Source organism: Anabaena sp. FACHB-83 (assembly GCF_014697485.1).
Classification (GTDB): domain Bacteria; phylum Cyanobacteriota; class Cyanobacteriia; order Cyanobacteriales; family Nostocaceae; genus Nostoc_B.
The window spans coordinates 1-22,207 of record NZ_JACJRY010000042.1; the positions used below are offsets into that span (position 1 = coordinate 1).

Below are 22,207 nucleotides of genomic sequence, written 5' to 3' on the forward strand. Positions count from 1 at the left end.
TTCAAGGAAGGAAAGTGTAAATTGGCGATTTAAGACTACTGATGCACGTAAGAAGATGGGACGCTTATATCCACCTATCTTACCTAGCAAAGTTGAGTTGGCAGACTACTAGTAGTCTGCCAAGAGAACTTTGTGTGGTGGCTGGCAGAGGGGCAGAGGGGCAGAGGGGCAGGGGAGAGAGTACCTTCATTCCCCCCTGCTCCCCCTGCTCCCCTGCTCCCTTACAGGGTCTACACAGCAATATTGGGTTGGTGGACTACTAGGTGCAAGATATGTGTATAGATAAAAAAAAGCTAGTGCTGTCCAGAATAATTTCAGCACCAGCTTTAGTTGTATATATCCGCAGGGCGGTTAGGGAAAGGGAAATTTGTTAGTAATGAGTACCTGTTTTGCGGTGATTAATTGCTGTGACTGCATCTGGCTTGATTAATTTACCGTTGTCAACAGTGGCGTAAACTACCCAGTGGTCGCCGCATTCCATACGTTGTTCAACGGAACATTCGACGTAAGCAAGAGCATCGGTCAGAACGGGACAGCCATTATCAGCAGGAGTAGTGCCGAAAATGGCAAATCTATCTTCACCGGGGGCGAAATTCTTGCGGAAATGCTTCATGTATTCTTGTTGATTGCCTTCCGCCAGGATATTTAAGGCAAACTTACCGCCAGGATACATCAAAGATTCTATGGCGCGTTCTTTGGCGATCGCTACAGTTAAACCCGGTGGGTTAAAGGTGGCTTGCGATACCCAAGCACCCAACATTCCGGTAGAAACATCGCCTTGCTTGGCAGTAATCACGCAAACTGAACCCACAATGCGGCCTACAGCTTGTTCTATAGGGGTTGCAGCTTGTTGGGGTACGCGGATTTTTTTCGCCTTTTTCAAGTTTTGGGCGAAATCTGTACCGAGTTCTTCGCAGAATTTGAGGGTAACATCGTCGGGTTTGAACTTAACTTTTAAAGTTTCAAAACCCAGGCGATAGCCAGCATCGCGCAATTTACCTTCAATCATTTCGACAGCTTCACCACTCCAGCCGTAGGAACCGAAGACACCCGCAACTTTGTTGTTATCGCCAACTTTCAAGACAATACCTAAAGCGGTGTGAATAGGTGTAGGTGCATGACCGCCGATAGTAGGGGAACCGATAATAAAACCATCTGATTTTTCGACTGCGGCTTGGATTTCTTCGGGGGTAGCAAATTCGCAGTTGATTGATTGAACTTCTACACCGCCTTTGGTTAATCCGAGGGCGATCGCTCGTGCTAAAGTGGCAGTATTGCCGTAAGCTGAAGCGTATAGTAAAGCCACCGAAATTTCTCGATTTCGTTGCGAACGGCTCCAGTCGCTATATGCTTTGGTCAGTTCAATTAAACTACTGCGAACAATCGGCCCGTGACCAACTGCATACATCCGCACTTGGAAATCAGAAATTTTTTCCAAAGCCGATTCGACATGCTTCGCTTGGGAAGCCATCAAACAGTTGTAATAGTAGCGTTGGTCTTCTTTGATTTGTTCCCAATGGTCATCAAAAACATCCTCACCGCAGATATGTGCGCCGAAAAGTTTATCAGTGAACAAAATTTGGGTTTGCTGGTCATAAGTGCAGAGGTGTTCTGGCCAACGAGGGTTAGGTGTGGGGAAGGATTTCAACACATGACCCTTACCTAAATCGAGGGTTTCTTTCCCCCGCATTACCAAAATATTTAAACTATCATCAGGGAAAGCTGCCTTTAAATTAGCTGCACCAGGAAGAGAACAAACAAAGGTAATTTGTGGAGCTACTTCCAGCAATGTTTTTAAAGTTCCTACCCGGTTGGGGCTAAAATGTCCCAGGATGACGTAATCTAATTTTTTCAAATTAATGTTCTGCTGTAATGCTTCCAAAAAAATTGGTGTGAAAGTATCAGCAGGTGGGTCAATAATCGCCGTTTTATCACCTTCAATCAGATAACAATTAGAGGTTGTACCTCGTTCTAATGCGTATTCAATTTCAAACCGCAGACGTGACTTACTACGCGCTCTGAGAACTTTGATGTTGGTCGCAATGGGAGAAACCTGTACGTCACGGGGTTTGGAATCGCTCATAGGTGTTGGTTGATGTGGAGATAAAAAGGGCAAAAACCGAGCTTTAACGGATTGAATAAAATCTGTAAAAGACATGATGAAGTATGAAGTGTGAAGTATGAAGTATGAAGTGTGAAGTCTGAAATATGAAACATTATTGAGACAGCAGATTGGAGGTGAATTAGATACCACTTTTCAGAAGAAAAGTCTATTCCCTGTAACCTGTCACCTGTTACCTGTTCCCTCTTTCAGACTTCAGACTTGATTTAGTAATAGTTCCCGACTTTGCGATGGCGGACTGCGGTTAAGCCATCGGGTTTAGAAACACGACCGTCTTGGACTGTGCAGTATAAAATCCAGTGGTCGCTGCACTCCATACTACTCTGCACTTCACATTCCATATATGCAAGGGCATCTGTCAAAATGGGTGAACCGTTTTTGGCGGTTTGGGTTTTCACACCTGCAAATCTATCAGCACCGGGATGTAGACGCTTGAGGAAGTGCTTTTTTAGTTCTTGATAGTTGCCTTCTTCTAAAACGTTCAGCACGAAGCGATCGCCTACCTGCATTAAAGCATCAATGGCGCGGTCTTTGGCAACAGCAATTGTAAATCCTAATGGTTGCAAGCTGGCTTGACTAACCCAAGAAGCTAACATCGCACTGCTAACATCACCTTTTTTGGCGGTGACGATATACAGTCCGTTGCTAATTCTGCCTAGGGCTTTTTCCATGTTCACATCAAGAGCTTTGATTTGCTTGATGTTACGTTCGCGGGTGACAGCTTGTCCTAAATCTGTGCCGGCTTCTGTACACAATTGATAGGTAGAGGCGGTGGGGGCTTCTTTAATCCGAATGGCTGGGAAGGCTTCTTTCACACCGGAGTCGAGAAATTTCCGGCGGAGGGTATCGATTGGTTCATCATCGCCACCAAAGCATTCAAATAAGCCAAAGAATTGTTTATCTTTAGCAACGGAAATTAAAGAACTAATACCAGCTTGCGCCGCAACTGAGGTAGAAGGAGGCATCCCAATGATAATACCTGCTGCTCTACCTGCGAGTTCTTGAATTTCTTGGGCTTCGGCGGTGCTGAGGTCAAGCATTTCTACACCCACACCAGTTTTTTGAATACCTTCGGAGATGGCTTGACCGAGGCGATCGCTATAACCATACTCAGAAGTGTAGAATAAACCAACAGTGGTGAGGGCTGTGGCTTGTCTTTGGCTCCAGTTTTGGTAACACTCGGTGAGAATATCTAGATGATGATAAAGTAAAGGCCCGTGACCGTTAGCGATGATTTTAATCTTGCCGAGTTCGCCCATCCGCTTCATCGCATTCAACAGCGATCGCGCATTTGGCCCCATCAGACAGTCATAATAAAATCTAAAGTCAGCTTCGATCGCTTCTAAATCTTCATCAAAGGTGCGATCGTCACAAAAGTGCATCCCAAAGGCATCGCAAGTATAGAGAGTTTGGGTTTTGCGATCAAAACTAAAAATGGTGTCAGGCCAATGCAAATTAGGCGCACTCACAAATTCTATTTCGTGACCTTTGCCAATATCAATGCGATCGCCACTTTTGACAATTCGCTTGGAAAAAGGATCATGCACCAAACCTTCCAAGAATTGCAATGCAATTTTAGAAGCTAAAACTGTGGCTCGCGGTGCTAATTGCAATACATCTTCCACTAAGCCGCTATGGTCTGGCTCTGTGTGGCTAACAATAATGTAATCAATGGTCTTGGGGTTGACGATACTTTTGAGAGTGTCTAAATAAAGTTGGCGAAACTTCTGGTGGGAAGTGTCAATTAAAACTGTTTGTTCGCCCCGAATTAAATAAGAATTGTAAGTCGTACCGTTTTGCAATCCGAATTCGATATCGAAGCGATCGCGATCCCAGTCAAGACAGCGAATCGCCGTGGTGTTTGGGGCAATTTCTACAGTTTGGACAGTAAGCCGATGCTGAACATTTTCTGCGATCGCTACCATTATTCGTCTCCGAGCGCAAGTTTTTAATAATCTTTCTCTGCCCCCATTGTGCGACTAAATCATTTTTAAAGTTGTAATGAAGACTAGTTTTCAAAATTTGGTAGTTGTATCAATTATTGCTGTTTTCCAGCATTATTTTTAACTCAGAATATTCTTTGTAAATCTCTCACAGCAAGGGTATCACGTTTTAAATGTTAATATTTATTGGCATAATTTAAAATCCCTAACATATCATACATAACTTATTTTTTTGACCAGATTTCCGTAACAAAAAGCATAGATTTCAACACCGATGTGTTTAAAATCAGAGTATGCTGTACTGATAATTTCGGATTTACTTTTAAAACATCTACTTACTCTCGGTTGTTAATATTTAATTTCTAGCTAACTTTGAGACAGAGAAAATAATGGCTTTGTTAATGCGGGAATCTAATCAAGCTCCCCTTCATCAGTTGACAAAGATCAGTGGGAAACCCTTTGCGCCTTTAAATACTGAATGGGTGAGTTGTCGTGTATGTGGTGCGTGGATGCAGTTTCTTGGTCAGATTGACTTAGAAGCAACGATCATAAAAGAGATTTGCGATCGCAAACAGCTACTCCTTCTATTTATGTGTAGTAATAACCCTGGAATGTGTGATGAATGGGATGCTGATTTGGGAGGTAATGCAGCAATACTAGTTTCTAAAACTAACCTGACAAGTCTTGAACCACCTTGTGATCAAGAAGAGTTTCTTTCAGAAGAAATTTTGTTAACACTGGATGAGTGCGACGATTCGGCAGACACTTATTGTGATATTTTGAACCAATTTCAATATCAAATATGCGGCAAAATTGGTGGTGAACCTCTGTGGATTCAAGATGATGAAACTCCGATTTGTAGTTGTGGAGCTAGGATGAAGTTTGTAGTTCAGTTGGAACCCAGTACCGCATTCAATTTTGGTGATTCTGGTTCTGGATATGGCTTTGTGTGTTCAGTATGCCAACAACAGGCGAAGTTTCTTTGGCAATGCTACTAAATAGCTATTTTTCTGAATACAGCCAAGTATTTATATGTATACATGAATAGCGTTGGGTGCAAGATGTAAAGTGAAAGACTTAATGACAGGATGTTTGAAATATCATCCTGTCATTAGATCCCCCTAAATCCCCTTTTCAAGGGGGACTTTGATTCTAGTTCCCCCCTTTTTAAGGGGGGTTAGGGGGGATCGAAATGCTACTAAGCACCTTTATCAGACTTGTGTGTACACCGTAGCTTTTTAAGGGGGTTAGGGGGGATCGAAATCCTGTTAGAACAATAATTATCTATCTTGTTGCGCCCAAATCCGGGTGGGAAGACCCCAAACATAGATAAAGCCTTCGGCGGCTTTGTGGTCAAATTGGTCTTCAGCGCCGTAGGTAGCTAAGTCGGGTGTATAAAGGGTGTTGTCACTCCAACGACCAACTATCGTGGCGTTACCTTTGAACAACTTCACCCGCACAGTTCCTGAGACACGTTCTTGAGTTTTTTGAATGAACGCATCCAAAGCAGCTTTGAGGGGACTGTACCACAAACCGTTGTAAACCAATTTGGTGTAAGTATCTTCAATACCGCGCTTATATTGGGAGACATCTGCGGTTAAAGTTAAGCTTTCTAAATCGCGGTGTGCGTGAATTAACACCAACATTGCTGGTGATTCGTAGATTTCCCGTGATTTGATTCCTACCAAGCGATTTTCAATCATGTCAATGCGACCGATGCCATGATTGCCTGCTAATTCGTTGAGTGTTTCAATTAATTCAACGGGGTTTTTAGCTGTACCGTTGACAGTGGTAGGGATACCCTTAGTAAAACCAATTTCAATATATTCTGGCTCATTGGGGGTATCAGTGATCGCTTTTGTCATCTGATAAATTTCTTCCGGGGGTTCGGCGGCTGGATCTTCCAACACACCCGCTTCAATACTGCGACCGAGCAAGTTTTTATCAATACTGTAAGGCGAAGACTTTTTCACAGGTGCAGGAATACCGAACTTTTCCCCGTAGGCGATGGTTTCTTCCCGGCTCATGCCCCATTCCCGCGCGGGTGCTAAAATTTTGAGACTGGGATTTAAGGCAGCACAGGAAACGTCAAAGCGTACCTGATCATTACCCTTACCAGTACAACCATGTGCGATCGCATCAGCACCATACTTCTCTGCTGCTTCTACTAATATTTTGGCAATCAAGGGACGAGCCAGCGCCGTTCCCAGGGGATAGCGATTTTCATAAAGTGCATTGGCTTGAATCGCCGGGAAAGCGTAATCTTTCACAAAGCTGTCTTTGACATCAATTACCAGAGACTCACTAGCACCCGACTTGAGAGCCTTTTCTTTGATTGGCTCTAATTCATCTCCCTGGCCTAAATCTGCGGCGAGAGTTATCACCTCTTCCACACCCCACTCTTGCTTGAGGTAAGGAATGCACACAGAAGTATCTACACCACCTGAATATGCTAAGACAACCTTTTTGGCGCGACCCATTGGTTTCTCCAGTTAGGAAAACAAAGAATGACACAATATTATATCGGACTAATACAGGTAGATTTGCTGGTGTTGTGCGATCGCCCCAATGGTTATATCAATTCTCGATGACATAAAGAAATACAACGCTGATAGATTCAGGAGTATTTCAGCTTGCCCCAGTCAGTGATATTCCATAATTAAAATACAAGAGACAGTGGAGGCGCTCATGACTATGCAGTTATTAAGACATAAATTTACAGTGCCGCAATATCATAAAATGATTGAGTCGGGTATTCTCACAGAAGATGACCGGGTGCAACTGATCCGAGGAGAAATTGTTGAGATGTCGCCTATTGGGACAAAACACGCTGCTTGTGTAAAGTGTTTAAATAAAATCTTGTCTACTAAGTTAAGGGATAGAGTTCTCATTGCTATTCAAGACCCTGTGGAACTAAATGATAATTCACAACCACAGCCAGATGTGGCATTACTCAAACCTCGTGATGATTTTTATGCAGATGCACACCCCCAGCCTCAAGATATTTTATTATTAATTGAAGTGGCTGATTCGACAATAATTTATGACAGGGAAGAAAAGATTCCTTTATATGCAGAAGCCAATATAATTGCGGTTTGGTTAATAGATATTAATGAGCAAGTTGTGGAAGTTTATCAACAACCAACAGCTACAGGATATCAGCATATACAAAAGTTTTCTGGTGGAGAAATTTTATCAATTCCAGGGTTTTCTGATGTCACAATTACGGTCAATGAAATCTTTGGTAGATAAATCACGGGTTCTATTTTTGTATCGCGCAAAGGCGCAAAGAAGAGCGTTAGAGGGATGTTCATGTTCAAAGGCTGAGGCTTCAAGTATAAATTACCTCCTGCCTCTGGTTGGTGAGCGTAGCCGAACCACCGCCTCCTGCCTTTAATTACTGTGCTACACGCCAAATTTTGATGGTATTATCCTCGCTACCACTGACAATTGTCTTACCATCAGCAGTAAAACCAACAGATGTCACGGTATCTGCATGGCCTGTCAAGGTATTCATCACTTCCCCTGTGGCTAAATTCCAAAGTTTGATGGTACGATCGCGGCTGGCACTGGCTAAGATCATCCCATCTGGGCTAAAAGCCACACAGGTAACGGTATTAGCATGGCCTGTAAAGCTGCGAAGCACTTCGCCGGATGCAACGTCCCAAAGTTTAATGGTGCGATCGCGGCTGGTACTGGCTAAGGTGGTACTATCAGGACTAAAGGCAACTGATGTGATTGTATTCGTATTACCCTTGAGGGTGCGGGCTGGGTCATCTTGGTAAAGATGCCAAAGTTTAATGGTTTTATCAAAACTCCCACTAGCTAAGTTACGCCCATCGGGACTAATAGCAACAGAACGCACCCAAAATTTATGTCCTTTCAGGGTGCGAATCAGTTTTCCTGTGCCTAAATTCCAAACTTTGAGGGTGTTATCATCGCTACCACTGACCAAAGTTTTGCCATTGGGACTAATAGCTAATGCCTGAATTGAATCGGTATGTCCTTCTAAGGTGTAAACGATTTTACCTGTTGTCAAATTCCAAACTTTAATAGTTTTATCATCACTCCCACTCACCAAGATTTTGCCATCAGGACTAATAGCCACAGCATTAACTTTTTGCGAATGTCCATTCAGGGTTAAAATTTCTTTTCCTGTGGCAATATTCCACATATTAATTATCTTCTCCCCTTCGCCACTGCTGGCAATTGTTTTGCCATCGGGACTAATGGCCACAGAGACAACAGATTTTGCTGTACCTTGGAGAGTATTAGCTAAGGCAATATTTTTAACTGGAATATTCGGTGATTGACCAAAAACAACTTCATTTTGAGAATGACTATAATTGGTTGGCTTGAGTTTTGATAATAAAATTGCTTGAATTTGGCGATATTGTTGATACCAAGTATCACTAAATCCAAATAATAAAACAAAAGCTGCTGCTAAAACTAAGATTTTTACAACAGCGTAGTGAAATGAGAAAGTTGATTTTGGTTGAGTTACGGTAAATTTGCCTGATGATTGACCTGCTGCTGGTAAGGCGCGTGGTAAGGCGGGAATTAAATCTTTAATCACTTCATCGGCTGACTGATAGCGTTGACTTAAGTCTTTTTGCAACAACTTATTCATGACGTTATCTAATTCTGGCGACAAGGGACTCCGCAAATATTGTCGCCAACTGTTTGCCCAGCCATAACCATGTTCCATCCACAATTGAAACGGGGATGTTCCTGTTAGCAAATGAAAACAAGTAGCCCCCAAACTAAACAAATCACTGGCTGGATAAGCTTTGCCGTCTCGAATTTGTTCTAGTGGGGAATAACCATGCGAACCAATGGATGTGCCACTTTTATTTTTGACTTTTTCGGTTAATTGTTTAGAAGAACCAAAATCAATCAAACTGAGTCGCCCATCATACCGACAGCGAATTAAATTTTCTGGTTTAATGTCACGGTGAATTACACCGCGATCGTGAATAAATTTAAGTACAGGTAATAAATCAAGTAAAATAGCTTGAATTTCATTGGCTTTATAAACTCGGCGTTGTTGTAATTCTTTTAACAAGTTCTGCCCATTTATAAATTGTTGGACTAAATACAGGCATTTATCTTGCTCAAAGTAAGCAATTAGTGTGGGAATTTGGGGATGTTCGCCAAGTTCTTGCAGTCGTTTTGCTTCTTCTGCAAACAACTCCATTGCTTTTTTTTGCGACCAAGTTCCTTGAAATTTTGGTGCTAATTGCTTGATTACACAAAGTTCATTGAGTTTATCGGTATCTTCTGATAAATAAGTTCTGCCAAATCCCCCTTCATCGGAAAGCACCCGAATCACCCGGAAGCGATTTCGTAACAGTGGTACTAAGGGAGTGCCACAAGTCTGGCATAACTGCTTGCCTTTGGGATTTAGGGGATTTGGGCAATCGGGATTTAAGCAGCAGATCATTATCTGACAGGCGCGACTGCATAAAAATTTTTACTAAGTTAACCCCGATATTTCCCTTAATTACTATTGACTCTCTCGAATTTATGGTAGATCCCTCTGGTGATGGGGAGTGGGGAATTAATTATATAGTTAATTTTGGTAAATGCTCATCAGTTTTCTTCAAGCTTAGAGGATGTTTTAAAAGTCTTATTGTTGGTAGCCATCACAACCAACCACTTTTCAAACACCCTTTTAGAAAACTACGAGAGTCATGAGATGAATTTTATCGATTATATATTAACTTGCTCTCCCAACAAATGACATTCGTTATTGATGAAGTCATGTTAGTAACAAATAAAACTAGATTTTAGGTGCGATTACTTGTCACGTTAATAGTTAAATCAACAGAAAGTCAGGGAATACTAAGTGTAGATTACTAGAGAAAGAGTATAGCAAATTGCTGATTACTGAGTATAAATGTAGTATTTTCAGGAGTTTCAGCCATTAACATAGTCCTCATCTATGCCGCAACTGCTATATTTCCCAACTCTTGCCCACAAATTTAGATTTTAGGATTGATCAACTAACTATGCTTGTTTCTTATGATTTAAATCTAGTAGTTCTCTCAATAATCATTGCGATTATCTCAGCTTATACATCTCTAGATTTAACAGAAAGAATTGCAAAGGCTAAAGGGTGTGCTTGGATTGCTTGGTTAATTGGTGGTGCGAGTTCCTTTGGACTGGGCATTTGGTCGATGCACTTTGTTGGGATGTTGGCATTTAATCTAACTGTACCTATCAGTTATAACTTTTTGATTGTTTTAGTTTCTGTCTTGCCTGCAATTTTCTCATCAGGGTTTGCCTTGTGGATTTCTAGCCGCAAAATACTGGCGCTTCCCAGCTTGTTAGGTGCGAGTTTTATTATGGGGATGGGTATTACGATGATGCACTATACCGGGATGGCGGCAATGCGATCGCCTGCGATCGCTCACTATAATCTCGGATTAGTCGTACTTTCCATCATCATTGCAGTCACAGTATCACTAATTGGTTTATGGTTAACCCATTATTTGCACAATCAAGAAGTCGTTATCTGGTGGCAGAAACTCATCGCAGCAACATTAATGGGCATAGCTGTACCGATGATGCACTATACAAGTATGGCGGCGATCGATGTTCACAGCATTAGACCATTATCTGGGGATTTTCCGGCACTCAACACCACTTGGCTTTCTTCGTTGATTAGTGCTGTCATCTTTTCGATTTTAGGTTTGGCACTGGTAACTTCTTCGGAAACAAAAGTTATTGACCGCACTAGAGAGCTTTCTTTGGCTTTGACGCAACTTCAGGAATCACAATTGCAACTGATTCAAACTGAGAAAATGTCAAGTCTCGGTCAACTGGTGGCTGGAGTCGCCCACGAAATCAATAATCCCATTAACTTTATTTATGGCAACCTCCAATATTTAGAAGAACATAGCCACAATTTGCTGAAAGTTGTACAGCTTTACCAAAATTCCGGGGCGCAAATTCCCAAGCAAAACCCGGAAATCGATTTGGCATTTTTGCAAGAAGATTTACCCAAGATAATGGAATCGATGAAAATCGGTACTAGTCGCATTATGGAAATTGTACTGTCGCTGCGTAATTTCTCCCGCGTGGATCAAGCTGAATATTCCCTGGTCGATATTCATGATGGGATTGATAGTACATTGTTGATTTTGCAACATCGTTTAAAGGCTTCATCAGAACGTCCAGCCATTAACATAGTCAAAGATTATCAGCAATTACCTTTGGTGGAGTGCTACGCTGGACAACTGAATCAGATGTTTATGAATATCTTGGCAAACGCCATAGATGCCATTGAAGAACTCAATCTTCAGCAAACTGAGCAAAGTTTTGCAGAGCGTTTTTACCAAATCACCATTCGCACTTCAGTCATCAATTCTGAATGGGTACAAATTGCGATCGCTGATAATGGTACCGGGATTCCTGACAATGTTCTCAAACAAATTTTTGAGCCATTTTTTACCACAAAACCCGTAAGTAAAGGTACAGGCTTGGGAATGTCAATTAGCCATCAAATTGTGACTGAAAAACATCACGGTAAGCTAGAGTGTTTTTCCACACCCGGTAAAGGCACAGAATTTGTCATTCAAATTCCAATTCAACAACAATAGGACTTACGCCATAAGATGAAAAATCCAGCGTAAGTCCTAACAAGCATAATCAATGTTTTGTGGGCTAAGGTTTTTGGGTGGCGATCGCTAATTTTGCCCCTTGGACTTGTCTGACTTGATCCATCACCGCCACCACCTTACCATGTGTGACTGTTTCATCCGCATTCACAACCACTAATGCTTCTTGGTTATCGCCAACTAAAGTCCGCAATTGTCCGGCTAAAGCATCAACGGTGGTGGGTTGACGGTTGACACTCACCACTCCATCTTTATCAACTGTCACAGTAATTTTGGCAGGAACTTGCTGCTGTTTGGCTGTTGCTGCTTTGGGTAAGTTAACTGGCAAACCTTCTGAGCGAGTTAAAAATAAGGTTGACATAATAAAAAATGTCAAAATCGCAAATATCACATCAATCATCGGTACGATGTTGATTTGCGGTGGTAAATCTGGCTCATCTTGTAGACGCATAGGTTCTGTCTCCTCGTTCATAGCGGCGGCGATAGAGCAGTTCTAATTGTCCACCATATTCTTGCATAGCGGCAATTTGGCGTTGATATAAACCCCGAAAGGTGTTAGCAAATAAGAGTGTAAAAATAGCTACAATTAATCCTGAAGCTGTGGAAACCAGCGCCTCACTAATACCTGCGGTCACTCCGGTGGTTTTTGTACCCCCCACATCACCCAAGTTTAAAGATGCAAAAGACACAATCAAACCCAATACAGTACCTAATAAACCTAAAAGTGGCGCTAATCCAATAATTGTATCAAACATATTTTGAAAGCGTTTGAGAACCGGAATTTCGGCTTGGGCTTCACTTTCTAAAGCCAGACGAAATTCTTCCGGGGTGGGTTCTTCTAGTTGCAGTGCAGCTAAAAAAATGCGGGCTACTGGCAAGTCTGCATTCTTTTGCAACTTATCCAACGCACCAACCACATTATCCAGGCGGTAGAGATTCAAAACTTCGCGGACTACACGATTTTGCCGAGTATTAACCCGATACCAAAAGCGCACTCGCTCGATAATTAATGCGATTCCCACCACACTAAACGCCAGCAGTGGCCACATCACTACGCCACCTGCTACAAACAATTCATACATGGGCAATATCTCTAAAGAACTAAATGGACAACGTTACAGTTAGATTAATAGTTTACAGCACTAAATGATATATCTTATCAATAAGTAACTAAAAAAATCAAAAGCTTCATCAAGTTAAATTTTCTTTTGCTGACATAATCATTCATATCGCCTCCAATTTTAATTAGCTAAAAACCCTATAAATCAAGGATTTTTCAAGGACGCTGTAGATAACAGTGGACTCAGGCTTTTTGGTAATGAATTGCTTGACTTTGACGACAGCTAGTTTTAACTGGGATCAATAACTAATAAGAACTTGCAACAAATTCTGAGATTACCCATAAATCTCTTCCTCACTCCTCATGACCTACTTCTACAAGTGGTTTATAAATCAAATTTGTTGACGTACTGTTTATTCTTGTGCATCTATGGCTAAACTATTTGACTCGATAACCGAAGAACTGCAAGAGTTCATTGCAGCCCAAAACCTGTTTTTTGTAGGGACTGCACCTCTGAGTTCTATGGGTCACGTTAATTTATCCCCCAAAGGTCTTGATTGCTTGCGAATCTTGTCACCTCACCGAGTAGCATACCTCGACCTGACAGGTAGCGGTAACGAAACTTCCGCCCATCTGCAAGAAAATGGTCGCATTACCTTTATGTTTTGCGCCTTTGTCGAACCACCAAGAATTTTACGACTTTATGGTAAAGGATACGTAGTTTTACCGAATTATGCTGAATGGGACTCGTTATCTTCGGTGTTTCCTCAGATACCAGGGGCTAGACAAATTATCGTCGCTGATATTGAGATTGTGCAAAGTTCTTGTGGTTTTGGTGTTCCTCTTTATGAATATCAAGGTCAACGCCAAACACTAGTTAATTGGGCAATTAAAAAAGGGGAACAGGGAGTGAGAGAATATCAACAACAAAAAAACAGCATCAGCATTGATGGTTTACCCACACCTTTGAGTCAATTACAGCAGAATGCAGGAGTCAGCAGTCAGAATACAGACTAAAAACAAGCTAGTACAGGTCGGCGTAAATAAACCGACTATCTGGAATTGCTAAAAGGCTTGTGGTATCGTTATTATTTCCTTTTACTTTTGCCTTTTTACTTTTGCCTTGTTGTGCTAGATACTGAGTTTTGACTTTATAAATGCTGTATTCCAATCGCGGGGAATCTGTTGTATGTTTAGGCAAAATTAGCATTGCATCGATTTCTATTTAAACCGCGCCCAAAAATCCACAATCAGAAATTTATTGTCAATTATCCAGAGTCTAAAAGGCTAGATTTTTAACTATTTACTGTGGACTTTTGTCAAAAATAACCTTTATCCAGAGAATTTATGATTTTGGGTTAGCTAATGCGGTGATTTATCCCAAATATCGGCAAAAATCTCTATCTATTAGTTGCCTTTTTGGCTGATATTCATGATTAAATTTATGGTGAAGGAACTATTATATGGTGTGCGTGTCTTGACGTAATGATTTGCTACGAATTATGATTCGAGTTTATTCCGGATCAACCGGTACGGTCTCGAAAATTAGTGCAAGTAAATTCAACTGTCGCTCTAAATAATCACACGCATGAGATTACGCTTATTTCTACTTGGCGTTGTCAGTATTTTCCTGCTTTCTTCTCCAGCAAAAGCCTCTCGCTTAGAATCTTGGAGTTTTGATACAGCCCAAAATCAACTTAACATTACTACTGTCTCTGGTGTGAAGCCTAGAGCATTTTTAATACAAAATCCCACAAGGTTAGTTATTGATCTTCCGGGTACAAAACTGAATACAAATACAATTCGGAAAAACTATGGTGCGACAGTCCGGGAAATCCGTGTTGGTAAGGTTGACGATAACACAACTAGACTAGTAGTTGAACTAGCACCAGGATACACCGTAGACCCTGCTAAGTTATTGGTTCAAGGTGATTCTTCAACTCATTGGATAGTAAAATTCCCCTCAGTGGAACGGGTTCAAAATCCCAATGATGATAATGTTTCTGCTTCTAGCAGCGAAGAACAAATTCCTGTTGCTGTTAGTGATGTTTCTTTGTTTGCAGGAGTTGTACCTTTAGGTAAGGAAATACCACAATTGCGATCGCGGGTACAAGCATTAGCATCTCGGTATCGTTCCCTTGACCCAGGATTGTTTTTTTTAGATTTAGATACAGGTAACTATCTCGATTTCAATGGTGAGAAAGTTTTTCCCGCCGCTAGTACTATTAAGTTTCCAATTTTGATTGCCTTATTTCAAGAAATTGATGCAGGTAGAATCAAACTAAATGAAACCTTGGTAATGCGGCGTGACTTAATCACTGGTGGTTCAGGAGAATTTCAATACAAGCGTGCTGGAACTCGTTTTAGTCTGTTAGAAACAGCAACTAAGATGATTACCATCAGTGATAATACTGCTACCAACATGATTATTGACCGCTTAGGTGGTAAGGCTAAGTTAAATCCGCGTTTTCGTAGTTGGGGACTGCAAAACACTGTTGTACGGAATTTACTCGGCGACTTCAAGGGTACGAATACAACCAGCGCCAAAGATTTAGTCAGGCTGTCAGCGTTGGTTGCGAATAATCGCTTGTTGAGTGATTCGAGTCGTGGCCGTGTCTTAAATATTATGCAGCGTGTCCGCAATACCAAATTATTACCGGCTGGTCTAGGGAAAGGTGCCGTGATTGCTCATAAAACCGGAACTTTAGGCATTGTACTAGGTGATGCGGGAATTATTCAAATGCCCTCTGGTAAGCGGTACTTAGCCGGAATTTTTGTTAGAAGACCTTTTAATGATTTGAAAGCGAGAGATTTTATTAATCAAGTTTCTCGTATAGTTTATGGCTATTTAGACCAACCAAGAGTAGCCACTACCGACAAGCCTGAATCATTGTGATATCAATCGTATTTGATTGGTGAAAATCGAGAGGCTCAGATCCCCGACTTCTTGAAGAAGTCGGGGATCTTTTGGTTTATGAATGATTTAGGACTGCTATAACAAGTTTGCGAGCCTGATTACGAACTACGAATTAAGGATTAATATACACAGGCGTACAAGTGAACTTGCAGTAAACTATTCTGGTAAATATCGCTACAGAATTGGTGAGGTTTTCTGGTGACACACGAAGAACTGTTGCAAATTATTGAAAAAGCTGCGAAGGAAAAGGTAACAGAGCTAGACCTATTTAACAAATATCTCAGCAGTCTACCGCCAGAAATCTGCCAACTCTCCAACTTGACGCTGCTAGAACTCTCATACAATCAACTGATCAGCTTGCCCCTAGAAATCTGCCAACTCTCTAACTTGACATCGCTATCCCTCCATAACAATCAACTGGTCAGCCTGCCCTCAGAAATCTACCAACTCTCCAAGTTGACAAAGCTATCCCTCCATAACAATCAACTGGTCAGCCTGCCCCTAGAAATCTGCCAACTCTCTAACTTGACATCGCTATCCCTCTCTAGAAATCAACTAATCAGCCTGCCCTCAGAAATCTACCAACTCTCTAACTTGACGCTGCTAGAGCTTTTTGACAATCAACTGGTCAGCCTGCCCTCAGAAATTTGCCAACTCTCCAAATTGACGGAGTTATCCCTCTCTGACAATCAACTGGTGAGCCTGCCCTCAGAAATCTACCAACTCTCCAACTTGAAAAAGCTACACCTCTCTAACAATCAACTAAGCTGTCTGCCACCAGAAATCTGCCAACTCTTCAACTTGACAGAGCTGTACCTTAATGACAATAAACTCAGCAGCCTACCGCCAGAAATCAGCCAACTCTCCAACTTACGGTGGCTATACCTTCATGAAAACCAACTCAGCACTCTACCCCCAAAAATCTGTGAATTCTCCAACTTGACGCGGCTATACCTTGATCACAATAAACTCAGCACCCTACCGCCAGAAATCAGCCAACTCTCCAACTTGACAACGCTATTCCTCGATAAAAATCAACTCAGAAGTCTGCCACCAGAAATCGGCCAACTTGCCAACTTGACAACGCTGTACCTCGATAACAACCCCTTAACCTCGCCACCACCCGAAATTATCGAACAAGGAACCCAGGCAATTTTGACTTATCTGCAAGAAAAGTTAGAAGATAGCCAACGCCAATGGGTTTCTAAACTGTTAGTAGTTGGTGAAGGTGGTGTAGGCAAAACATCCTTATTAAGAGCGTTACGCGGTGAAGAATTCGACACCCAAGAATCAACCACCCACGGTATTGAAATTAAATCTCTCCCATTAACCCATCCTGCAAAACCAGATGTCACCATGCAGCTGAACACCTGGGATTTTGGCGGACAAGAAATTTATCACGCTACTCATCAATTCTTCCTCACCAACCGTTCCCTGTTCTTACTCGCCTGGAATGCGCGACTAGGATTTGAGCAAGGTAAACTTTACTATTGGCTAGATACTATCAAAGCCTTAGCCCCAGAATCACCCATTTTACTTGTCGCCACTCACATCGACGAACGCGACGCTGACCTTCCCCTCAAAGAGTTACGCGACAAATACCCGCAAATTGTTGAACATTGCAAAATTAGTTCTAAAATCAGCCTTGGTATTGAAGAACTCCGCCAAGCAATTGCCGACACTGCTGCTAAACTGCCCTTAATGGGTGAACTCTGGCCTACGACTTGGTTAAATGCTGCCAACACTATTCGTTCCCAGCCAGAAAAGTACATCACGCCGCAGCAATTGTGGAAAATCATGGCTGAGTCTGGAGTTGCGGACATGAGTCAAGAAGTGCTGGCGCGATGGCTGCATGAATTAGGCGAAATTCTCTATTTCCAAGACAATGAAGAACTCAACGATACAGTCATCCTCAAACCGCAGTGGGTGACAGAATATATCAGCAAAGTTTTGGAAAGCGAAGAAGTAATTAACAAATTTGGCATCTTCACCCGCCAGGAAATGGATAAACTCTGGCAAGATTTAGCCCCATCACTGCGTGACCATTTTCTCAGGCTGATGGAACGGTTTGACCTTTCCTACCGCACTTTAGAAAATCGAGATATTAGTTTAATTGTGGAACGGTTGCCTTTTGACCCGCCGAATTATGAACAGCAATGGCAGCAAATCAAAGCTAAAGCAAATTGCCATGAAATCTCGATGAAATTCAAACTCAATACTATTCCGGCGGGGATTCCGACTTGGTTTATTGCGCGTCAACACCGCTTTACAACTAATACCCATTGGCGCAACGGGGCATTGTTGGCTTATGAACAAGAACATTTAGCTTTGGTAGAAGCTGCGAAAGGCGATCGCTATATTAAACTAACAGTACGCGGTGCTAACCCGTTAAATTTCTTCGTCCTATTACGAGATGGCATTGAAGTAACTCTCTCCAGATTTCCCGGCTTAGATATTCAACGCACTATCCCCTGTCTTGGTCATAATGGTGAACCCTGCACCCACGAATTTGACTATCACCAATTATCCAAACGTTGGGAAAAAAAGAAATCAACCATTGAATGTCCCGAAGCCATAGAAGATGTATCAGTTGCTGAACTTTTGTATGGCTTAAATTTTCATACCCAAAATGCGGTTTTAGAACGTATTGATGAATTAGAAACAAAAGTCATTGATAAACAAGCAACTATTATCGACGAAATCAAAAATCTGCGCGAACTTTCTCAACGAGAATTTACTAATATATTCCGCCGCGAACAAGCCAAAATCGATTCTCATTGCCCGAATATTTTTGTTCTGCGTCCCCGTACTGGTAAATCTTGGCAAAAAGCCCTAGCCGGACAAAAAATAGATTTACAACTTTATTGCCAAGCCCCAGGCTGTTGGCATCCTACCCAAACAGGCGGTTTATATGAAATCGATGAACCTGCCAAATGGCTGAGAGCAACTGCACCTTATATTGGTAAATTATTCAAAGTCTTGAGATTTGCTGCACCCATAATTGGCCCTTGGCTGGGTGTAGTAGACCCTAAAGAATACGAAGCAATTTATAAAAATGATTTGGAATTATTTAAAGAACTAGCCGAGAAATTACCAGAAATTCAAGATGCCGCAGATTTAGAATTAGCAGATAAAATTGCCAGAGGTGAAGATTTAGATCCCGAACGCGCCGACGGTGCAGCCTTGCGTGCTTTACGCCAACTGTTAGAAGAAAAAGACCCCCAACAACATTGGGGCGGCCTCAAGAAAGTATTAACACCAGAAGGACATTACCTTTGGCTGTGCGAACACCACGCAGCCGAATATAAACGCTAATAAGAGGAAGTGCGATCGCTTTCTCGATTATCTTACAAAATGCGATCGCTACAAGGTTTACCTAGCTTCGCAGAAATCAAATATGATTCCCATAGTAACCAAGGGAACCAAGGGTATAGGCGTGTAAGGGTTTTAAACACATACACCTTTCTTGAGAACCTTAATTGTCTATTGGTATCAAATAAACAAAATTTAGGGACAATCTTCCTGTGGTTACTTTCATCTAGAAAGCAATCATAGGAACATTGTCCCTATTTTTAATTTGATTACTGAGTCTGGAGTGCTGAGGAAAATACTAGCCTCTCTAATTTACTCAGCCGTAGCTAGTTCAGTGCTACCGCGTGTCTTGCGGCGGGTGAGGCTGTTGTACAACATCATACCGATCGCTTTGATTAAGTTGCCTTCTAATTCTTGGAACATTTTCATGTTCGTCCCAAAGGCTGCATTGGCTTCATCCACGATGCGATCGCCTGTGGCATCATCAATGGGTAGTTCATCTAATGTTTGACGATACTTTGCTTTAAATCCCTTTTCATCAGGAATTTCGGCAAATTCATAAAAGGCGGTTCCTTGTCCATCGCTCAAATTCATTGCTGTCACGGCAATGTTCTTGAGAATCTGTCCCCCGGATAAGTCACCCAAGTAACGAGTGTAAGAATGAGCAATTAATAATTCTGGTTCGGTTGCGGAAATTTCGCGGATGCGTTGCACATAAGCTTCACCGGCTGGCGATAGTTTGATTTGTTCGCGCCAGTTGGCACCGTAATAGTAGCTTAAGTCTTGCTCTAAAGTCCGCTTGCGGTGCAGTTGGGGGAAATTAATTTTAGAAACGATGGGGTGTTGGCGATGCTTTTCCATCTCCTCTTCCATTGCCGAGTAGACGAAGTAAAAGTTAGCCACTAATTTCCGGTAGGAACTTTTTTCTACCACTCCTTTTAAAAAGCACTTGACAAAACCTACATTTTCTGCCATCGTGTGGGCTTTTTTTGTGCCGACACGTAACTTGCTGGCTAAATTGCTGCTCATATTAAAATTTCTCACCTTGAAAAAGGATGTACCGAGGTTCCGATTTACGAACGGCTAAGAAAGGTCATTAAAAAGTTACATTAAAACTATTTGATGAGAATTTATATTAAAAATTTTTAAGCAAACAGATTGTATACTTTTGTAACACTCTGCCAGACCGCAAAATAGTAACCACTCTATTCATCATCAAGGTTAAAATCTATGATCAGGTATGGCGATCGCTAAAAATTCTGTATAAAAACTTTACAAAGCTCAGAAAAATTTTAGAGATTTTCACTTAAATAGGTCTAGTGGTAATAGATTTCTCAAAAGAAAAATGAGTATATATTTAAAGTGCGGAGTAATGAGTTTGGAGTAAAAATACTAACCTCTAACCTCTAGTACAAGTTGGTGTAAATAAACAGACCATAAGGAACTACTAAAAGGCTTGTGGTATGACTATTCCTTGTTTTTCCTTTTGACTTTTTACTTTTGCCTTTTTGTACTAGCCTCTCCCTAAACTTGTTCAATTAAAAAGTAAAGTAAAATTTTCCAGTGTTATGGTGTGGGGTGTTTAAATATTATGGTGTCATCAATAACTCGAACTCAAGGCAACATCCAAGGTCTTGCGGTTGTAGAATCTAATCATGGAGAAACGGAACTGAACAAAAATTTGGCGTTTAGTTTGATACCATTACCAGCGACTCCCCTGTTTGGGACAGATGGGATTCGGGGTAAGGTAGGAGAATTACTGAATGCGCCTTTGGCTTTACAAATAGGTTTCTGGACAGGTGTAGTTTTACGGAATTATGCAGGTGAAACAAGACCAGTAATTCTGGGACAAGATTCGCGCAACTCTAGCGATATGTTGGCAATGGCTTTGAGTGCGGGGTTAACAGCCGCAGGCATTGAAGTTTGGTATTTGGGCTTATGTCCTACTCCTTGCGTTTCCTATCTTACCAGCATGAGTGAAGCGATCGGCGGCGTGATGATTTCTGCCAGTCACAACCCACCGGAAGACAACGGGATTAAAGTTTTTGGTGCTGATGGAGGGAAGTTACCACAAGCATTACAAGCAGAAATTGAAGCTGGATTGCGTGGTAAATTGCCAGTTACAGGCGGGATGAATTGCGGTAGACATTATTCTCGGCAGCAGTTAGTGAGTGATTATAGCCAAGCTTTAAAACAACCATTGCAGCGTCAGGGAAATCTGCAAGGAATGAAGATTGTTTTAGACTTGGCTTGGGGTGCAGCCGTTGGTTTAGCACCACAAGTATTTAGGGAAATGGGCGCAGAAATTATCTGCTTACATAATGCCGCAGATGGCGATCGCATCAACGTTGATTGTGGTTCTACTCACCTGGATATTTTGCAAGCCGCAGTCAAAGAACATCAAGCTGATGTAGGTTTTGCCTTTGATGGTGATGCCGATCGCGTGTTAGCTGTAGATAATACAGGTAGACAAGTCAATGGCGACTATATTCTTTATTTGTGGGGTCGTCATTTGCAACAACAGCAACAACTCCCCGATAACTTGATAGTTTCCACCGTCATGGCAAACTTAGGGTTTGAACGCGCTTGGCAACAACAAGGTGGTAAATTGATTCGCACCGCCGTTGGTGATCAATATGTGCAAGCCGAAATGTTGCGGACTGGTGGAATGCTAGGCGGCGAACAATCTGGTCATATTTTGTGTAGACACTATGGCTTGACTGGCGATGGTTTATTAACCGCCTTGCACATAGCCAACTTAGTCAAACAAACTGGTGTTTCCTTGGGTGAATTAGTTGACCAAAGCTTCCAGACTTATCCCCAATTATTAAAGAATGTCAGAGTTGTAGACCGCGATCGCCGTTTGGCTTGGCAAGAATGTCAACCAATTCAAGATGCGATCGCACAAGCCGAAACCGCAATGGGTAATACTGGTAGAATTTTAGTCCGCGCCTCCGGTACAGAACCAGTCATTAGAGTCATGGTGGAAGCGGCTGATGCGGAACTCGCCCAACATTGGACAAATGAATTAGTCGCCAAAGTCCAACAACACTTGGCCTAAGTAATTCTGAGTTCAGAAAAAGATTGTCTGTGAAGAATCTACGGTAGGACTTATGCAAAAAAACGAAAAAATAAGGTTTTAGAACAGGGTGCAGGGGTATGAAGGTGTAAGGGTGTAAGTATTCAAAACCCTGACACCCCATACCCTTTCACCCTGAACCAAGGTTTTTG

General features: G+C 41.9%; 15 protein-coding genes. 7 read left to right on the forward strand and 8 right to left on the reverse strand.

Annotated features, from left to right (window positions below):
• Positions 1-370 precede the first annotated feature (370 nt).
• Together H6G79_RS29065 and H6G79_RS29070 are read right to left on the reverse strand one after the other, a co-directional pair.
• Positions 371-2,083, reverse strand: coding sequence for a diflavin flavoprotein (locus H6G79_RS29065; protein WP_190593500.1), 1,713 nt, complete (start codon positions 2,081-2,083; stop codon positions 371-373).
• Positions 2,084-2,328: 245 nt separating this feature from the next.
• Positions 2,329-4,047 (reverse strand): diflavin flavoprotein, encoded by a 1,719-nt coding sequence (locus tag H6G79_RS29070; RefSeq protein WP_190593502.1) that lies wholly within the window; start codon positions 4,045-4,047, stop codon positions 2,329-2,331.
• A 407-nt stretch (positions 4,048-4,454) separates the two neighbouring features.
• On the opposite strand from H6G79_RS29070, the gene H6G79_RS29075 reads away from it, so the two are divergent.
• A complete protein-coding gene (locus tag H6G79_RS29075) occupies positions 4,455-5,063 on the forward strand; it encodes a hypothetical protein (protein ID WP_190593504.1) in 609 nt (202 codons plus the stop codon).
• A gap of 282 nt (positions 5,064-5,345) precedes the next feature.
• Here H6G79_RS29075 and H6G79_RS29080 read toward each other — a convergent pair whose 3' ends face one another.
• Positions 5,346-6,545, reverse strand: coding sequence for an argininosuccinate synthase (locus H6G79_RS29080; RefSeq protein WP_190593506.1), 1,200 nt, complete (start codon positions 6,543-6,545; stop codon positions 5,346-5,348).
• A 208-nt stretch (positions 6,546-6,753) separates the two neighbouring features.
• Here H6G79_RS29080 and H6G79_RS29085 point away from each other — a divergent pair, with 208 nt between their 5' ends.
• Entirely contained in the window at positions 6,754-7,317 is a 564-nt protein-coding gene (locus tag H6G79_RS29085) for a Uma2 family endonuclease (RefSeq protein WP_190593507.1), read from the forward strand.
• Between the two features lie 145 nt (positions 7,318-7,462).
• Here H6G79_RS29085 and H6G79_RS29090 read toward each other — a convergent pair whose 3' ends face one another.
• On the reverse strand, positions 7,463-9,508 hold the full coding sequence (locus H6G79_RS29090; protein ID WP_190593508.1) for a serine/threonine-protein kinase: 2,046 nt from the start codon (positions 9,506-9,508) through the stop codon (positions 7,463-7,465).
• A 568-nt stretch (positions 9,509-10,076) separates the two neighbouring features.
• Here H6G79_RS29090 and H6G79_RS29095 point away from each other — a divergent pair.
• Positions 10,077-11,669: an MHYT domain-containing protein gene (locus tag H6G79_RS29095; RefSeq protein ID WP_190593509.1), complete on the forward strand. Its 1,593-nt coding sequence runs from the start codon at positions 10,077-10,079 to the stop codon at positions 11,667-11,669.
• Between the two features lie 64 nt (positions 11,670-11,733).
• On the opposite strand, the gene H6G79_RS29100 is transcribed toward H6G79_RS29095, so the two are convergent.
• Positions 11,734-12,138, reverse strand: a complete 405-nt coding sequence (locus tag H6G79_RS29100) for a biopolymer transporter ExbD (RefSeq protein ID WP_190593510.1) — start codon at positions 12,136-12,138, stop codon at positions 11,734-11,736.
• The gene (locus tag H6G79_RS29105; RefSeq protein WP_396019820.1) at positions 12,122-12,769 is read right to left on the reverse strand and encodes a MotA/TolQ/ExbB proton channel family protein; all 648 of its coding nucleotides are present in this window, start codon (positions 12,767-12,769) and stop codon (positions 12,122-12,124) included. Before H6G79_RS29105 ends, H6G79_RS29100 begins: the two co-directional genes overlap by 17 nt.
• 407 nt (positions 12,770-13,176) lie before the next feature.
• On the opposite strand from H6G79_RS29105, the gene H6G79_RS29110 reads away from it, so the two are divergent.
• A complete protein-coding gene (locus H6G79_RS29110; protein WP_190593512.1) occupies positions 13,177-13,764 on the forward strand; it encodes a pyridoxamine 5'-phosphate oxidase family protein in 588 nt (195 codons plus the stop codon).
• A 7-nt stretch (positions 13,765-13,771) separates the two neighbouring features.
• Here the strand turns inward: H6G79_RS29110 and H6G79_RS29115 are convergent, their stop codons facing one another.
• Complete coding sequence (locus H6G79_RS29115) at positions 13,772-13,957, reverse strand: hypothetical protein (protein WP_190593513.1); 186 nt, start codon at positions 13,955-13,957, stop codon at positions 13,772-13,774.
• Positions 13,958-14,335: 378 nt separating this feature from the next.
• On the opposite strand from H6G79_RS29115, the gene H6G79_RS29120 reads away from it, so the two are divergent.
• Entirely contained in the window at positions 14,336-15,643 is a 1,308-nt protein-coding gene (locus tag H6G79_RS29120; protein ID WP_190593514.1) for a serine hydrolase, read from the forward strand.
• Positions 15,644-15,862: 219 nt separating this feature from the next.
• Positions 15,863-18,979 carry a COR domain-containing protein gene (locus tag H6G79_RS29125; RefSeq protein WP_190593515.1) on the forward strand — a complete coding sequence of 1,039 codons (3,117 nt, stop codon included), beginning with the start codon at positions 15,863-15,865 and terminating at the stop codon, positions 18,977-18,979.
• A gap of 309 nt (positions 18,980-19,288) precedes the next feature.
• Here the strand turns inward: H6G79_RS29125 and H6G79_RS29130 are convergent, their stop codons facing one another.
• Positions 19,289-20,005 (reverse strand): heme oxygenase (biliverdin-producing), encoded by a 717-nt coding sequence (locus H6G79_RS29130; protein WP_190593517.1) that lies wholly within the window; start codon positions 20,003-20,005, stop codon positions 19,289-19,291.
• Between the two features lie 562 nt (positions 20,006-20,567).
• On the opposite strand from H6G79_RS29130, the gene glmM reads away from it, so the two are divergent.
• Positions 20,568-22,037 carry a phosphoglucosamine mutase gene (gene glmM, locus H6G79_RS29135; RefSeq protein WP_190593519.1) on the forward strand — a complete coding sequence of 490 codons (1,470 nt, stop codon included), beginning with the start codon at positions 20,568-20,570 and terminating at the stop codon, positions 22,035-22,037.
• Positions 22,038-22,207 lie beyond the last annotated feature (170 nt).

Excerpts from the sequence above, each read along its gene's own strand:
- H6G79_RS29065 (WP_190593500.1), bottom strand. The coding sequence starts at position 2,083 with ATGAGCGATTCCAAACCCCGTGACGTACAGGTTTCTCCCATTGCGACC.
- H6G79_RS29070 (WP_190593502.1), bottom strand. The coding sequence starts at position 4,047 with ATGGTAGCGATCGCAGAAAATGTTCAGCATCGGCTTACTGTCCAAACT.
- H6G79_RS29075 (WP_190593504.1), top strand. The coding sequence starts at position 4,455 with ATGGCTTTGTTAATGCGGGAATCTAATCAAGCTCCCCTTCATCAGTTG.
- H6G79_RS29080 (WP_190593506.1), bottom strand. The coding sequence starts at position 6,545 with ATGGGTCGCGCCAAAAAGGTTGTCTTAGCATATTCAGGTGGTGTAGAT.
- H6G79_RS29085 (WP_190593507.1), top strand. The coding sequence starts at position 6,754 with ATGACTATGCAGTTATTAAGACATAAATTTACAGTGCCGCAATATCAT.
- H6G79_RS29090 (WP_190593508.1), bottom strand. The coding sequence starts at position 9,508 with ATGATCTGCTGCTTAAATCCCGATTGCCCAAATCCCCTAAATCCCAAA.
- H6G79_RS29095 (WP_190593509.1), top strand. The coding sequence starts at position 10,077 with ATGCTTGTTTCTTATGATTTAAATCTAGTAGTTCTCTCAATAATCATT.
- H6G79_RS29100 (WP_190593510.1), bottom strand. The coding sequence starts at position 12,138 with ATGCGTCTACAAGATGAGCCAGATTTACCACCGCAAATCAACATCGTA.
- H6G79_RS29105 (WP_396019820.1), bottom strand. The coding sequence starts at position 12,769 with ATGTATGAATTGTTTGTAGCAGGTGGCGTAGTGATGTGGCCACTGCTG.
- H6G79_RS29110 (WP_190593512.1), top strand. The coding sequence starts at position 13,177 with ATGGCTAAACTATTTGACTCGATAACCGAAGAACTGCAAGAGTTCATT.
- H6G79_RS29115 (WP_190593513.1), bottom strand. The coding sequence starts at position 13,957 with ATGCTAATTTTGCCTAAACATACAACAGATTCCCCGCGATTGGAATAC.
- H6G79_RS29120 (WP_190593514.1), top strand. The coding sequence starts at position 14,336 with ATGAGATTACGCTTATTTCTACTTGGCGTTGTCAGTATTTTCCTGCTT.
- H6G79_RS29130 (WP_190593517.1), bottom strand. The coding sequence starts at position 20,005 with ATGAGCAGCAATTTAGCCAGCAAGTTACGTGTCGGCACAAAAAAAGCC.
- glmM (WP_190593519.1), top strand. The coding sequence starts at position 20,568 with ATGGTGTCATCAATAACTCGAACTCAAGGCAACATCCAAGGTCTTGCG.